Source organism: Agrobacterium sp. RAC06, from assembly GCF_001713475.1.
Classification (GTDB): domain Bacteria; phylum Pseudomonadota; class Alphaproteobacteria; order Rhizobiales; family Rhizobiaceae; genus Allorhizobium.
Window position 1 is genome coordinate 1904986 of the sequence record NZ_CP016499.1, and the last position, 14422, is coordinate 1919407.

The 14422-nt window shown below is 60.5% G+C and carries 12 protein-coding genes; 8 read left to right on the plus strand and 4 right to left on the minus strand.

What is annotated here, in order from left to right; all coding sequences use genetic code 11:
• Positions 1 to 66: 66 nt before the first annotated feature.
• The 6 genes from BSY240_RS09320 to BSY240_RS09345 all read left to right on the plus strand — a co-directional run bounded on the left by BSY240_RS09320 (position 67) and on the right by BSY240_RS09345 (position 8533).
• Entirely contained in the window at positions 67 to 2133 is a 2067-nt protein-coding gene (locus tag BSY240_RS09320) for a M13 family metallopeptidase (protein WP_069042105.1), read from the plus strand.
• Between the two features lie 61 nt (positions 2134 to 2194).
• Entirely contained in the window at positions 2195 to 2743 is a 549-nt protein-coding gene (locus tag BSY240_RS09325) for a hypothetical protein (RefSeq protein ID WP_069042106.1), read from the plus strand.
• A 77-nt stretch (positions 2744 to 2820) separates the two neighbouring features.
• Positions 2821 to 4785: an alpha/beta hydrolase gene (locus BSY240_RS09330; RefSeq protein ID WP_069042107.1), complete on the plus strand. Its 1965-nt coding sequence runs from the start codon at positions 2821 to 2823 to the stop codon at positions 4783 to 4785.
• An 11-nt stretch (positions 4786 to 4796) separates the two neighbouring features.
• Positions 4797 to 5693 (plus strand): CPBP family intramembrane glutamic endopeptidase, encoded by an 897-nt coding sequence (locus tag BSY240_RS09335; RefSeq protein WP_069042108.1) that lies wholly within the window; start codon positions 4797 to 4799, stop codon positions 5691 to 5693.
• Positions 5694 to 5766: 73 nt separating this feature from the next.
• Positions 5767 to 6537, plus strand: coding sequence for a CPBP family intramembrane glutamic endopeptidase (locus BSY240_RS09340; protein WP_054148739.1), 771 nt, complete (start codon positions 5767 to 5769; stop codon positions 6535 to 6537).
• Positions 6538 to 6871: 334 nt separating this feature from the next.
• Positions 6872 to 8533 (plus strand): phosphoethanolamine transferase, encoded by a 1662-nt coding sequence (locus BSY240_RS09345; RefSeq protein WP_236759363.1) that lies wholly within the window; start codon positions 6872 to 6874, stop codon positions 8531 to 8533.
• A 111-nt stretch (positions 8534 to 8644) separates the two neighbouring features.
• On the opposite strand, the gene BSY240_RS09350 is transcribed toward BSY240_RS09345, so the two are convergent.
• A complete protein-coding gene (locus BSY240_RS09350; protein ID WP_069042110.1) occupies positions 8645 to 9184 on the minus strand; it encodes a cytochrome b/b6 domain-containing protein in 540 nt (179 codons plus the stop codon).
• Between the two features lie 3 nt (positions 9185 to 9187).
• Positions 9188 to 9454 carry a PepSY domain-containing protein gene (locus BSY240_RS09355; protein ID WP_054148736.1) on the minus strand — a complete coding sequence of 89 codons (267 nt, stop codon included), beginning with the start codon at positions 9452 to 9454 and terminating at the stop codon, positions 9188 to 9190.
• A 156-nt stretch (positions 9455 to 9610) separates the two neighbouring features.
• Between BSY240_RS09355 and BSY240_RS09360 the strand changes: the two genes are divergently transcribed.
• The gene (locus BSY240_RS09360) at positions 9611 to 10279 is read left to right on the plus strand and encodes a response regulator transcription factor (protein WP_069042111.1); all 669 of its coding nucleotides are present in this window, start codon (positions 9611 to 9613) and stop codon (positions 10277 to 10279) included.
• On the plus strand, positions 10269 to 11621 hold the full coding sequence (locus BSY240_RS09365) for a sensor histidine kinase (RefSeq protein ID WP_069042112.1): 1353 nt from the start codon (positions 10269 to 10271) through the stop codon (positions 11619 to 11621). The genes BSY240_RS09360 and BSY240_RS09365 overlap by 11 nt, the downstream gene beginning before the upstream one ends.
• A 799-nt stretch (positions 11622 to 12420) precedes the next feature.
• Here the strand turns inward: BSY240_RS09365 and phnF are convergent.
• Positions 12421 to 13194: a phosphonate metabolism transcriptional regulator PhnF gene (phnF, locus tag BSY240_RS09370; protein ID WP_054148733.1), complete on the minus strand. Its 774-nt coding sequence runs from the start codon at positions 13192 to 13194 to the stop codon at positions 12421 to 12423.
• Positions 13195 to 13207: 13 nt separating this feature from the next.
• Entirely contained in the window at positions 13208 to 14374 is a 1167-nt protein-coding gene (locus BSY240_RS09375) for an alpha-D-ribose 1-methylphosphonate 5-triphosphate diphosphatase (RefSeq protein WP_069042113.1), read from the minus strand.
• Positions 14375 to 14422: the final 48 nt, after the last annotated feature.

Below are 14422 nucleotides of genomic sequence, written 5' to 3' on the forward strand. Positions count from 1 at the left end.
TCCGCGCCATGAGCGGAGGACTTGGCCACGACACCTTTTCATCATTGACCAAAAACGAGGACCCTCATGCAACGCCTGACGCCTCTCGTCCTGCTGTGCCTGTCTGCGGCCATGTCCGCGCAGGCTGCCGACATGGTTCCGGTGCCAGAGATCGGCCCGGACCAGCTATCGTTCTCTGTGACCAACATGGACATGTCGGTCGATCCGGGCACCGATTTCTACCGCTATGCGGTGGGCGGCTGGCTTGACCGTGTCGAACGTCCCGCCGACCGCGTCAGCATCGGGACCTTCGACTTCATGGGGCTGAGACTGACGGCGCAGATGAAGAACCTGATCGCGGAGGCCGGGGAGAAATCCGCAACCGCGACAAAGGGAAGTCCGCTGCAGCAGGTCGGCGCTTTTTACAACTCCTACATGGATGTTGCCGCCCTCGACGCGAAGGGCATAGCGCCCATCGAGCCTGAACTGGCCAGGATCGACGCCATCGCGAGCCTCAACGATCTCGCGACCTATCTCGGGCACTATGTTTCCGTTGCTGGAGAGGTTCCCCTGGTCGGCATCGTTCCCTCGGCAGATCAGGCTGACACGACGAAGATGGTGCTCTTCATCGTCAAGGGTTCCCTGATCTTCAATCAGGAAAACCTCTACGAGGCTCCGGCGGGTTCGGCACTCGATATTGCTCTGAGGGGCAACCTGAAGACCGTGCTGGAACAGGCCGGATACGAAACTGCCCGTGCGGCGACCGTCGTCGACATGGTGGCCGATCTGGAGCGCGAGCTGCATGGAGCGATGCTGACGCCGGTCGAATCGATGAACCCGGACAACAGCTACCAGCCCAAACCCTTCGACGCTGTTCAGGCCGAGATCCCGGCACTCGATCTCACGAAAATCCTTGCAGCCGTCAACGTCGCGGTGCCGGAAACGATTGTCCAGACGCAACCCCGCTACCTTGCGGCACTTTCGCGGGTGCTGGCGGACAGGCCACTCTCCGACATCAAGGACTACCTCAAGGTCAGGGTCATCAACCACTTCAAGCCGTTCCTTGGGACACGCTTCGATGGCAGTGCCCGCGAATGGAACCGGATCGTCTTTGGCATTGACCGGCTCCCGCCGCGCGAGGAGCTCGTCCAACAGAGCCTGCAGGCCAACATCGGTCATCCCGTTTCGCGTCTCTATGTCGAGCGCCACTTCTCCGAGGAGACGAAGGTCAAGGCGACAGACATGGTGGAGCGTGTTCATCAAACCTTCGAGAACCGCATGAATCGCCTGACCTGGCTCAACGACGACACCAAGAAAGCGGCCCTCACAAAGCTTGAAAAACTTTCTTACAAGATCGGCTATCCGGAAAACTGGATCGACTATTCGACTGTCGACATCCGCGCGGACGATCTGATCGGCAACATCATGCGGATCAATGCTTTCGATACCGCGCGCTCCTATGCGAAACTCGGCAAGCCGGTGGAACACGAGGCCTTCGCGGATTCCACCTCGACATTGCCCGTGATCATCAATGCCGGCTACGACATGCAGATCAACGGCTTTGAGGTGCCAGCCGCGATCCTGCAGCCGGCGGCTTTCGAGGCGACGAAAGATGCGCCCACCTATTTCTGCCGCATAGGTGCTGTGCTCGGGCACGAGATGACCCATGGCTTCGACAGCCGGGGCCGGCTCTATGATGCCGATGGCAATCTCAACAACTGGTGGAAGCCGGAGGACGCGAGCGCCTTCGACAAAGAGGCCGCCAAACTCATCGAACAGGCCGGTGCCTACGAGGTGTTGCCGGGCCTCAAGCTGAACGGTGCGCTGAGCGTCGGCGAAAACATGGCCGATGTCGGCGGCATCAACTTCGCCTTCGACGCACTGAAGGATTACCTGGCGGAGCATCCGGAAGAAAATGTCTCGATCGATGGCCTGACGCCCGAGCAACGCTGCTTCATCTCCTGGGCCCAGTTCTGGGCGATGAAGGTGACGGACGAGGCCATCCGCAGCGTCTACATGAGCAATGCGCATCCGCCGGGCTTCTACCGCGCAACCGCGGCCCTCAAGCATGTCGACGGGTTTTACGAGGCCTTCGACATCAAGGAGGGCGACAAGGAATGGGTGCCGCCGGAACGGCGGGTGAAAGCTTGGTGAGCAGATCGCCGACCGGCAGACATCAGGATCATGAACCAGAAAAGTCCAAAGGAGAGGGACTATGAAACGCATCGTCGCATTGCTGGCTGCCACGACACTGGCTTTTCAGATGGGTCTCCAGCCGGTTGAGGCCGGCATGAGCGACAAGGACAAGGCGGCCGCGGCCGCTGCAGCCATCGCCATCCTCGGCATCGCCGCTCTCGCCCACAACAAGCATCATTATGAGGAGGGCTATGAGCCGGGCGGCGGCGAGGAGACGGCTGAATTCGAGCGCGGCTATCGCGACGGCGTTCACGGTTACCCCTATTGGGAAGGAAACCGGACAAGCGGTTATGCCGCAGGCTATCAGGCCGGTGATCGGGAGCGCGAGAATTCGATGGCGCATCGCCAGCAGGCGTCCGCTGCCAAGGCGCCACCCATGGCCTATCAGGGTTGCGCCCAGATTGTGGCCCGCAACTTCGCGGTCGGCACCCATCAGGTCCACTTCACCAAGGCGCGCTCGCCGGGCAAGCATGAATGGATGATCGAGGCCGCAGTCGGACGGCAGTACATGACCTGCAAGATGCGTGACAGCGGTGAGTTGATCGACCTGAGGGGCGGCCGCCTCTAACGCCTGCTGGCAGGTCGCGGACACAGGTGCCGCGACCCGTTTCATGACCGAAGATGCAGTAAAACAGGGGTTTTACGATGGACTATACCGGCATACTGGCCTTGATCTCCTTCCTCACCGGCAACGCCGAGGACGGGTTCGCCACGTTGAAAGCGGGTACGGCTGGAAGCACGCAGATCACCCAGATCGTCTGCCCCCGCCCGCTCCCGGTGGACGAGATCGAAGGTAAGACAGTATTTTGCGGCAGGGTCCAGGTTCCGGAGGATCATGCCAAGACGGACGGAAAGAAAATCAGCCTCGACTTCGCGATCCTAAAATCGCATTCGCTCTATCCGGAACCCGATCCGGTCGTCTATCTGCAGGGTGGGCCAGGCGCGAGCGCAATGGTGCAGATCCCGCTTCTGGCCCAGACCTTCGAACCCTTCCGGAAGACCCGCGACGTGGTGTTCTGGGACCAGCGCTCGGCAGGCCTGTCTGGTCATTCGGTGAAGTGCTTCAACGCTCTGGCAGCCAATGCCGCCAGCATCGCCAAGAAGCAGTATACGACCACCGCCATTGACGGATCGAACGTCAACAACAATACGATTGCCGATTGCCTGCGGGAGATCGAGGCCGCCGGCATCGACATCTCCAAGTACAACACAACGGAAAACGCCAGGGACATCCCGACAATCATCAAGGCTCTCGGCTACGAGAGCTACAACATGTATGGCATTTCCTACGGCACGAAGCTGGCTCTGGAAGCCATGCGGGTCGCACCCGAGGGCATCCGCTCGGTCATCATAGACGGTGTGGCGCCTTCCTGGGTAAAGCTCTACGACACCTTCGCGCTCAAGGTCAGCGAGCCAATCGAACACGTGGTCGAACAGTGCAAGGCGGATGAGACCTGCAATGCGACCTTCCCGGAGCTCGACAAGATCATCATCGAGACCCTGCATGCGGCCAAGGCCGGCAAGGTCATCCACCAGGGCAAGCCAGTGGAGCCGAAGACGATCTTCCGCCCTTTCGAGGAGCGCAATGCAAAATACGGCAACCTGTCGATGACGCCCTATCTGCCTGCCTTCATCTACGAATTGCATCGCGGTAAGGAGATGCCGACCGTCGACCTGCTGGTCGGTCGCGACTTCATCATGCCGATGCCGGGCGATGACGACGTTGCCAAGGCTTCCGCGACACTGCCCAAGGCGCAACGCGCCCTGATCGGCACATTGGCCGACAATGCCATGATTTCTGCCAGGATCGCCCGTTCCAACCAGAACGTCATCGAAGAACTGCGCGACGAGATCGATGCGGAAAAGAACTATGGCCCCGTCGCCATCTTGTTCGACACCGAGCTCGAGAAAGCGCTGATTGCCGCGCGCGGAACCGATGCGACAAAAGGTGCCAGCATGGTGGCCGATTACGCCGCACTGCAGGTCATCACTCCATCAAAGGAAGCCCTCGGCACCTTCGTCAAAACCCATACCACGGGCGAAGCCACGGCCCGGTTGACCGCTCTGATTGACAGCATGAGCGAGGCCGAACTCGCCGGCTACTTCGCCATCATCCAGCGGGATGTCGCAAGATCAGAGGAAGGTTTCTTCGGCGACCTCTATCTCTTCAACTACGCCTGCCAGGAGGACCTGCCGTTCAACAGTTTCGAGGGCTACCAAGCCTTCACCGCTGCCCAGAAATACCCCTATATCGGGGATGACGCCGACGAAGCGGCCCGCTTCGTCTTCGGTTCCTGCATTCCCTTCAAGCAGGTTCAGCGCGACAACTGGCAGGTCCCGGTCAAGAGCGACATTCCGACCCTGTCGATCGGCAGCCTCTATGACAGCCAGACGCCGGCGAGCTGGGCCGAGATCGCGACCGAGGAGCTGAGCAATGCTCAGGTCTTCATGATCCCCGAGGCCGGCCATGGCGCCCTAATCTACCAGTCCTGCGTGGCCGACATGGGCGTGGCCTTCATCAACCAACCCGGGCGCAAGCTGTCGAACGATTGCGCGGAAAGCATCAGCATCGAGTGGCACATCCCCGACTGGGCAAAGGCAGCGAAGTGAGGTCAGGCACTTTGGCCCGTCAGGAACAGACGAGGGATTTAGGGGATGCAACAAAGGGTGCGCCGCCACTCTGGCTGCGCATCCTGCAGTTTCCGCTGACACGCATCCTTGTGCTCGCCCCACTGCTATTCCTCTTGATGGGCATCAGCAATGGGTTCTGGAGCGTCCAATTTGCCGATCGGCCTCTGCTGGCGATTGCCAGCGCGGCCCTCATGGCGGCGCTGGCCATTGCCGTCTATGTGGGCTTCGTCCGTTTCGTGGAAAGGCGCCCCGTGGACGAACTGGCCCTGCCGGCGATGGGCCGCGAACTGGGCCTCGGCCTGTTCGCTGGCGCCGGCCTATACACACTGTGTGTCGTGATCCTGGTCCTTCTCGGGGTCTACAGCATCGACGGCATCAATCCCGCTTCGCTCATGCTTCCGTCCGTGGCGATGGCATTGAGTTCGGGTGTCTTCGAGGAACTGCTGCACCGGGGCACGATCTTTCGCAATGTCGAAGCGCTTGCGGGAAGCTGGATTGCGCTGGTTGCCTCGGCGCTGATCTTCGGCCTGGTGCATCTTGGTAACCCGGACGGCAACATCATCGGCGCGCTCGCCATCACCATCGAGGCGGGCCTGCTGCTTGCCGCTCTTTATCTGGTCACGCGAAGGCTTTGGTTGAGCATCGGTGCCCACATCGCGTGGAACTTCACCCAGGGCGGCATCTTCTCCGGCTCGGTGTCAGGCGCCTTCGAACAGCCAGGCCTGTTCAAGGCCGTGATCGAAGGGCCGCAGCTTTTGACCGGCGGAAAATTCGGGATGGAAGCGAGCCTTGTCGCGCTCGTCATCTGTACTGCGACGGGCCTTTTGGTCCTACTCATGGCCGTGAAGCGCAAAAACATGGTGCCGCCGATGTGGAAACGGACCTGACGAGATGCCGGGAAGAGGCGCAATACTGCCGAGTATCGCCACGGCAAAGGCAAGTGAACAAAGGTAGGTTCAAATGAATTTTGCACACGGGAAGGCCCGTCTCCCTCTCAGCCTCATCGTCTACGTGCTCTGGGCCGCGATCACCATTGGCGGCGGGATCTGGCTGAGCGGCGGGCAAAAGCAGTCCTTGATTGAAGGCCTTTCCAAGGGACCACTGTGGAACGTTATCGCAGCCTTTCTCTTCCTCGTCCTCGTCATCATCACGGCGGGTTGGCGCGATATGAAATTCGGGGCGCCCGACCCGATGAGCTCGCTTCGGATCATGTGGTTCCCGGCACTTTACGTCATTGCGTTCCTCAGCATGGCAGGCCTCCTCGGCTTGCCACCGTTGAGCTTGATGCTTCTGATTTTTCTCAGCACCGCATTCGTCGGCCTGTCAGAGGAGACAATGTTCCGTGGTGTGCTGTTTGAGGCTCTGCGGACCCGGGTGAAGATCTGGCCCGCGATGATCTGGACATCGATCCTGTTCGGCTCCGTCCACATCCTCAACGCATTGACGACGGGCGAATTCCTGAACGCCTTGCTGCAGGCCTTTACCGCGACCCTGAGCGGCTTCGCCTTCATCGCCATTCTCGTTCGCACCGGCTCGATCTGGCCGGCGATCATCTATCATGCGCTGTGGGACTTCGGCACATTCGCGATCTCTGCCAGCAGCGAGGCAAGCGGTGCCGCGTCGAGCGGCGAAGTCGACAGATGGGCCTTCCTGCTGCCTGTACTGCTCGTCCTGCCAAACTTTCTCTATGGGATGTACCTTCTGCGACACGTTCGGAACGAGGATGTTTGAGTAGGAAGAAGCCTTTCGCCCAGTGACTAGAAAATGGCTTCACTGTGCCTTTGTGCCAGCAGCGTTTGTCGCCGACGTCATGGTCTCTGCCGTAGTCGATGCCAAAAGTCGGGAATGCGGCGTGATGCCACTCCCGCGCTGTGTCCGCTGCCAGGCGAGGGCAATGAAGACCGAACGACCGAAATGGAGGCGCATAGCAGAAATCATTACGGCAGGGGGGCCTGGGCATACTGCTGGGCTCGAAGCTGATCTGGCTGACCGTCGAGAACGCATTCCTCCATAAGCAACGTTCAGGTGTCTGTCAGCTTTGCACGGCAGTGCATCGGATCTTGGGATCCATGCACGAAAGGAAGCGGGCTTGTTGAAGACGCTTTTGAAGTTCAGACCGCGCTTGCGCAGCGAATGGCTGAGCATACTCACCGCAGTCTATCTGCTGTTTTTCATGAACGGGACTTTCTGGGGCAAGTCCTTCCTCTACCTCCAGGGGCAAGGCTTCGCGCTTGTTGGGCTGGCGGTCGGTCTTTTGGCCGCCTTTGTCGCGCTGACCGTCACGTTCTCAGCCAAATACCTGATCAAGCCGGCCCTGATCCTCATGGTGATCACCAGCGTGGCGAGTGCGTGGTTCATGGATCGTTTCGGCGTGATCGTCGACACTGAGATGATCCGCAACGCGGCCGAGACCAACACGGCCGAGGCCGGCCACCTGATGACCGGTGCCTTTGTCCTTCATATGGGGCTCTTTGGTATCCTGCCCTCGCTGTTCATCGCCTGGGTCGAGGTCGTGCACCGTCCACTCCTCAAAAAATTCATAGTCAATCTGATGATCATCGCGCCGTCTCTGCTGGTATTTGCTGGTGCTGGCCTCTCGAACAGCGGCACATTCATCTTCAGCACCCGTGAGCACCGTGACTGGTTCCGAACGCTGAACCCGATCTTTCCGGTCGGAAGCGCGGCCAGCTTCCTGATTGGACGATCACGCGAGCAAGCGATTGTTCTCCAGCCGATCGGTACCGATGCCAGGGTTTTGGATGCTCTGCCGGCCAATGGCCGCCGACCACGCGTCACGATCATCGTCGTTGGCGAAACCGCGCGGGCGCAGAGTTTCCAGCTCGGCGGCTACGAGCGCCCGACGAACCCTCAGCTTTCGAAGCGCGACATCACCTATTTCAGCGACACTTCTAGCTGCGGAACGGCGACGGCTGTCTCAGTGCCCTGCATGTTTTCGGTCTATGGTCGACGGGACTACTCGCACGCAAAAGCCTTGGCGACAGAGGACCTGATGGATGTCCTCACCCATGCCGGCATCAAGACCGAATGGTGGGACAACAACACCGGCGACAAACATGTCGCCGATCGAATCCAGAAGACCGATTTCTTCAAATCGAACGATCCGCGTTTCTGCCATGGCGGTGAGTGTCTGGACCAAATCCTGGTCGACGGCCTCGATGCCTGGCTGGACAAGGTGGATGGCGACGCCGTTCTGGTCCTCCACCAGCTCGGCAATCACGGCCCCGCCTATTATCTCCGCTATCCCGACGAGTTCCGCAAATTCGTGCCGGATTGCCGCTCGGCAAACTTTGATGCCTGTACGCCGGAGACCATCAGGAACGCCTATGACAACGCCCTGCTCTACACCGACCATATTCTCTCCGAGGTAATCGACAAGCTGAGCACCCATGCCAAAACGCTGGATACGGCGATGATCTACATGTCTGACCATGGCGAGTCGCTGGGCGAAAACGGTCTCTATCTGCACGGCGCGCCGTATATGTTTGCGCCAGCCGAACAGACCCATGTTCCGCTTGTTCTCTGGACGTCACCCGACCTTCGACAGTCGACCGGCATCGACAAACCGTGCCTCACATCCAAGGCGGATTTGCCCCATTCGCACGACAACCTCTTCCACAGTGTGCTCGGCCTGATGCAGGTGAAGACTGCGGTCTATGACCCGGCCCTCGACATTTTTGCAGCCTGCCGCAGCAGAGTCTCGTCTTGAGGGGCACTTCAGAGATTCGGTCCATCAAACCCATCAAACCCATCAAGCCTACTCACGACAGACAAGGACGCCGCGGTTTGCGGCGTCCTTTGTTTCGTTGGGGCTTCTCTTTCAGAGAATATCGCCGCCGTCCGGTGCGCGTTTGCGCCCGGTGAACATGGCAAGCGCAAGGTTTTCATGATGCCGGAGGCTGGCATGAATGACGCCCACCACGTGGACAGCGATGGCCACCAGCAGCAATTGAGCGAGCGCTTCATGTGTCTCCTCGACCCATTCAATGCCCCAATAGGCATCCGTCGTCTGCATCCAGCCGGTGAGCGCGATGCCACCGACCATCAGAAGCAACACGACCACCATGGCGGCCCCGAGCGGGTTGTGGCCGAGATATCGGGCCTCCTTGTGGCGAAGCATGTCGCCGGCGTAATGCAGCGTGCGCTTCGGCGAGCGGATGAACTGGCTGAAACGGGCGTAGCGCGTCCCGGCTATGCCGAGAATGAGCCGCAGGCCAATCAGGCCGGCGGCCGCATAGCCTGCCACCTCGTGCAGGCTTTGCAACTCGTCCGCCGTCAACCAGCACAAGGCGACACTGCCCACGAGGCTCCAGTGAAAGAGCCTGACCGGACGATCCCAGACCTTGACTGTCGACGTCATCGATCAGTCCTCGATCTTCATGTCGACCGACTGGAGGGTCTGCGGGTCAAAATAGGCTTCGACCTTCTTGCCTTCGGCATTGATGGCATAGGCTTCATAGCAGCCGTCTTCGGTCTTGATCGAGCGGACCTTCCAGCCTTCGCCTTCAAGCTTGGTTTGCAGCGCCTCGCGCGGCTTCCAGTCGGCCATGGCGACATTGCATTTTTCGGAAGCAAGTGCGGTGCCGCCAAAGGCAGCTGCGAGGCCGAGAGCGATGATGATCTTCTGCATGGAATGTGTTCCTTTCCTGGTGTTGGACACGAGGGGAGGATCGACCCGCAAGCTGACAGCCACCTGAAGGGCGAGCTCAGACCTTGCGGGCGGTTCAGCGGGCTGTCAGTTTCGTGCGCGACAAGAGATCTCGATCTCTTTGACAGGGGAAAATGAATGCGGGTCTTGCTGGTCGAAGACGATGAAATGCTCGGCGATGCGGTGAAGACATACGTGCACCGCCAGGGCCATGCCGTGGACTTGGCGCTCTCGTGTGACGAGGCCGAGGCGAGCCTTCAAGCAGCAGCCTATGATCTCGTGCTCCTCGATCTCAGGCTGCCGGATGGGAGCGGGCTCGGTATTCTGAAGGCTCTGCGGGCCCGCCGCGATGAGATGCCTGTCATCATCATGACGGCCCACGACCAGGTGTCCGATCGCATTGCCGGATTGAATGCCGGGGCCGACGACTATCTTGTCAAACCTGTCGATCTCGGCGAGCTCCAGGCCCGTATTCACGCCGTATCGCGACGCTACGGCACGCACAAGCTGCCCGATCTCACCATCGCAGGCATCGGAGTTTACCCTTCCGAGCGGCGGATTGCGGCTGGGGACGGTGCGGAAATCCTTCTCTCCTCCCGCGAATGGGCCGTGCTCGACAGGCTGATCGCCCGCAAACGCGCCATCGTGTCGAAGGCCCAGATCGAGGAAGCGCTTTACGCCTTTGGGGCGGAGGTCGAGAGCAACACGGTCGAAGTCTATGTCAGCCGCTTGCGCCGAAAGCTGGGCAAGGATGCGATCGAGACCGTGCGCGGTGTCGGCTACAGGATTTCCGCCGATGCGAGTTGAGACCCGAAGCCTTTCCGGACGCCTTGTCCTTTCTCTGTCGGTCCTGCTCGTGCTATTCTGGACGATCGCGGTCGGACTCTCCATTCACGTCATGCGTGCTGAATTCGATGAAGTGTTTGACAGCGCGCTGCAGGAGACCACGGAACGCCTCGCCCCTCTCGTCATCGACGATTTTTTCCGTCGCGACATCGGCAAAGGGCCGGACCAGGTGGCGGCGCTCAATCCTGGCGCAACAGACGAATACCTGACCTATCAGGTGCGCGATGCCTCCGGAAGGGTGCTTCTCCATTCGCACAATGTCGGAGCTGAACCTTATGCCGCACCGCTCTTGCCCGGCTTCTGGAGCGGCGATGACAGACGGATCTTCACCATCGCGGCGGTCAGCGATACGCTCTTCGTCCAGGTGGCGGACTCGCTCGCGCATCGACGCGAGGCGACGCTTGAAAGCGCCTTGACGCTGTTGCTGCCGATCCTCCTTCTGCTTCCGCTCGGCATGTTCGCAATCCGCTGGGTCGTCGTGCGGGCGACAAGGCCGGTCAATGAACTGCGGGACGCGATCAGTAGACGCGATGGCAACAACCTCGAACCCATCGCTTTGTTTGGGCTTCCGACAGAAATCGCGACGATACCGGGCTCGGTCAACACGCTTCTCGGACGCCTAAAGCTCGCGCTACAAGCCGAACGGGAGCTTGCCGCCAACAGCGCCCATGAACTTCGAACGCCACTCGCCGGTGCACTCGCCCAGATGGAGCTGCTGGCAGATCAACTAAACGAGCCGGATGACCGGTCGCGGTCGCATCGCGTGCTGGAAGCGCTCCGCCGCCTGTCGCTGATGCTGGAGAAACTACTGCAGCTCTCCCGCGCGGAGGCAGGCGTCGGATTATCTAGTACTCCGGTTGATTTGCTCGCCCTCGTAAAGCTGCTTGTCGAGACCTTCCAGCGCTCGCATCCAACCGCGATGATCGAGTTGCGGCCGGAACCCGGGTTGCTGGGCCTCGTACGAGCAATCGACCCAGACGCCTTCGCCATTGCCTTCAACAACCTTCTGGAAAACGCAGCTCGTTACGGCGATGCCGAACAGCCCGTCACGATCGCCATCTTCGCGGATGGGCGCATCACGGTGACCAATGCCGTTTCCGTTCCACTCGATCCAGACCTTAATGTTTACCGAGCGCGCTTCAGGCGCGGCCATACGAGTAAGCCTGGAGCCGGTCTCGGTCTTGCGATCGTCGAAAAACTGGTGGCTCAGATGAGCGGCTCGATGAGCTTGAGGACTGTGGTTCTGCCTGAGGGGCGTACGGGCTTCGAATGTGAACTCTCCCTCCCGCCGCCAGAACAATAACCCAAATGCGGGCCTGCGAAACCAGCGAGCCAAAGGAGACAGTCACATCAGCTTGTGAACCCGCCTGCGGACTAAATCACCGCTTCCGTCCCTATTTGTTTTAGCGCCTCCGCAAAAAACGCCGCTGACGTGCCGCGTAAAGCTGCGGCTTTAGAAGCCGTGAATTAACCTGGCGAACGACCGTAATGAAGACGCTTAGCTACCCCGCGTAAGTACTCACCTGGCCTCCGGCTTGGCGCTCCCGAGCGGAAATAATTGCCGCTCCTCCGCCATGTTGACGTCGGCCCAAAGCCAGGGCACAAAGATGGCATCCACGGTCGCTTACGGCAGGAAAACAGAGGAAAATCAAAGGCGAAATTTCTAAGTCTTTGAAATCATGTGAAAATTCAGGTTCTCCAGGCAGGCCATTTTAGGCCGGTTTTTCGCTGAAAATCAGCGACTATTTCTCACAGAAAAAAGCGACGCCTTCTCAACAACTTGAGCAATTCCGGCTGCTGTTATTCTGGCCATCCGTCGTGCGCAGCGGGCCTCCCAAGATTGGCTGGGGACCCGCTAGCGCAGTATTCACGGGGCCGAAAGAAGAATGTCCGTTGCTGGAGTACCGCTAGGGTCAAGGCGACATTTTTGCGCATCAGATAAAGTTGCCTAAGTTCGGCCGAAACGCGGACATCAATCCCCGAACGTCAAGTGGTCGGTTTGCGGGTTCTTCCCGACATCAGCGAAATTCGCGTGACCGTCTAAAAGCCGTGTGTCTTTGCCCACCGCTCTGGGAGCCGCAAACGTCACCAAACGCCTGGCGCTACTTCGTCGGGGCTCCAAAAACGAATTCAACGGACATCAGCGGCCAGCAGCCAGATGTCCACTCAATCGTGCGGCCCTTGTCGTCCTCGTTGCGGGCGTTCAGGTGAAACACCGGCGTTCCCGGCGTCAGTCGCAGGTTCTCGGCCTCGTCCGCCGACGAGAAGCCGCCGCTAATCCGGGTCTCGACCCTTCGGAAGGCGGCGATGCCACTGGCGCGGAAGACATCCGTCACCGATTGGCGTTCAGTATAGAGTGCCTCGAAATCGGGAAACCGGTCGGCGGGAAAGTGCTTGTCGTTCACGTAGACTGGCTGGTCGCCAAGCAGCCGCAGACGCCGTAGGTGGATGATGCCCGCTCCCTCGGCAATGCGCAACCGCGCCGCGAGTTCGGCAGTCGCCAGTTCGCGCCGTACAAAGCGTGTGTCGGTGGTGATGGGGGCGCTGTGGGTCTCGATGTTCTCACGGAATGGATGCCCATCGCGGACAGAGAAGATTGCTGGCGGGCTGCGCACAAAGATGCCCACACCCTTGCGCGCCGTCAGGTGTCCTTCGGCTTGCAACTGCTGGAGCGCCTGGCGCAGCGTGATGCGGGTGACGCCGAGGCTTGCCGCCAAATGCGTTTCGCCGGGCAATTGGCTGCCTGGCCTCAAGGCTCCGCCTTCGATCAGGCCAAGGATATGGTCGCGGATCTGCTGCCATATCGGCATGTCGCTGCGTGGTCCAAAGACCAGGCCCTCAAAGGTGGCGAGAGGGATTTCGGGCGTGTCGAGCATGATGATTTCCGGTTCAGGCGGCGGCTGAGGCAATCGTGGATTCGGTCTCTATCAGCGTATGTGCCGAGTAGACCAGCCGACCGCCGACGAAGGTCGCCACCACCTTCGGGTGGCGCATGTCCTTCGCATCGACGAGGATGACGTCGGCGCGTTTTCCCTCCTCGAGGCGCCCCCGATCCTCAAGTCCCGCAGCGGCTGCGGCATTGGCTGACACGAGCTGCCAGACCTTGGCGAAGTCAGCATCATCAGGGGATGCCAGCCGGAAGGCTGCATGCAGTGGTGACGGATAGTGGTAGTCGGAGGCAAGCACGGTGCAGAGCCCGTCGCGGATTGCCGTCGTTGCGTCAAGCGCTCCGTTGTGGCTGCCGCCGCGCACCACGTTTGGCGCGCCGAGGATGACATGCTCGCCGACTGCGCGGGCTTCGGCAGCCGTCTCGAGCGTCAGCGGAAACTCCGACGACACGGCACCCAGTGCCCGGAAATGACGGCGCTCTTCGGGCGACGCTTCGTCATGCGCGAGTAGGACATTGCCGTTGTCGCGTGCCGCTGCCGCCAGTTGTTCGATAGCGCCTGCCACTTCGCCGCGCCGCGCCCAGACGTCGTCGAGCAGTGCCATGTAGTCGTCGCGCGACAGGCCGGAGCGCTCGGCCATCTGGCCGATCTTGCGGGCGATCGTGCCCTTCAGCACCGATCCCGTCGTGTGGTCGTTGAAGGCCACGAGCGGCTTCGGGTCGAGCGACAGCCATTGGCTGACCTGCGGCAGGGCATCGAGTGCGAAGGTTTCCCAGCGCAGGTGCAGGCGTGTGTCGCAGGCCAGATGCGGCCGGGCGGCGTCAAGCGCGGTGACGAAGTCGCCGGCAGCCTGCAGCGAACGGAGGCCGGGCTCCCAGGACACCGTCACGCCATGAAAGGCGGTGGTGATGCCATTGGCCACCAGCTGCCTGTCGGTGTCGCGCAGCGCGAGACCGACGTCGAAGCGTACGCCCGGCCGCGGCATGATCTGCCGCTCGAAGCCGTCGCCGTGGATGTCGACGATGCCCGGCAGGACAAGCAGGCCTGAAGCGTCGAGTTCGGGGCCTCCATTGGCCCTGTTCGACAGCATGCCGCCTTCGATGAAGAGGTCGGTGTGTTCGAGCCTGTCAGGGCCCAGCACGGTGCCGTTGCGAATGGTCCAGTTCATCCGTCTCTCTCTGTTCCGTTTTTCGCCATCGGGCCGTCAGACTGTCAC

What these genes read in the sequence shown, in the direction of transcription:
- BSY240_RS09320 (WP_069042105.1), top strand. Translation starts at nt 67, where the DNA reads ATGCAACGCCTGACGCCTCTCGTCCTGCTGTGCCTGTCTGCGGCCATG.
- BSY240_RS09325 (WP_069042106.1), top strand. Translation starts at nt 2,195, where the DNA reads ATGAAACGCATCGTCGCATTGCTGGCTGCCACGACACTGGCTTTTCAG.
- BSY240_RS09330 (WP_069042107.1), top strand. Translation starts at nt 2,821, where the DNA reads ATGGACTATACCGGCATACTGGCCTTGATCTCCTTCCTCACCGGCAAC.
- BSY240_RS09340 (WP_054148739.1), top strand. Translation starts at nt 5,767, where the DNA reads ATGAATTTTGCACACGGGAAGGCCCGTCTCCCTCTCAGCCTCATCGTC.
- BSY240_RS09350 (WP_069042110.1), bottom strand. Translation starts at nt 9,184, where the DNA reads ATGACGTCGACAGTCAAGGTCTGGGATCGTCCGGTCAGGCTCTTTCAC.
- BSY240_RS09355 (WP_054148736.1), bottom strand. Translation starts at nt 9,454, where the DNA reads ATGCAGAAGATCATCATCGCTCTCGGCCTCGCAGCTGCCTTTGGCGGC.
- BSY240_RS09360 (WP_069042111.1), top strand. Translation starts at nt 9,611, where the DNA reads ATGCGGGTCTTGCTGGTCGAAGACGATGAAATGCTCGGCGATGCGGTG.
- BSY240_RS09365 (WP_069042112.1), top strand. Translation starts at nt 10,269, where the DNA reads ATGCGAGTTGAGACCCGAAGCCTTTCCGGACGCCTTGTCCTTTCTCTG.
- phnF (WP_054148733.1), bottom strand. Translation starts at nt 13,194, where the DNA reads ATGCTCGACACGCCCGAAATCCCTCTCGCCACCTTTGAGGGCCTGGTC.
- BSY240_RS09375 (WP_069042113.1), bottom strand. Translation starts at nt 14,374, where the DNA reads ATGAACTGGACCATTCGCAACGGCACCGTGCTGGGCCCTGACAGGCTC.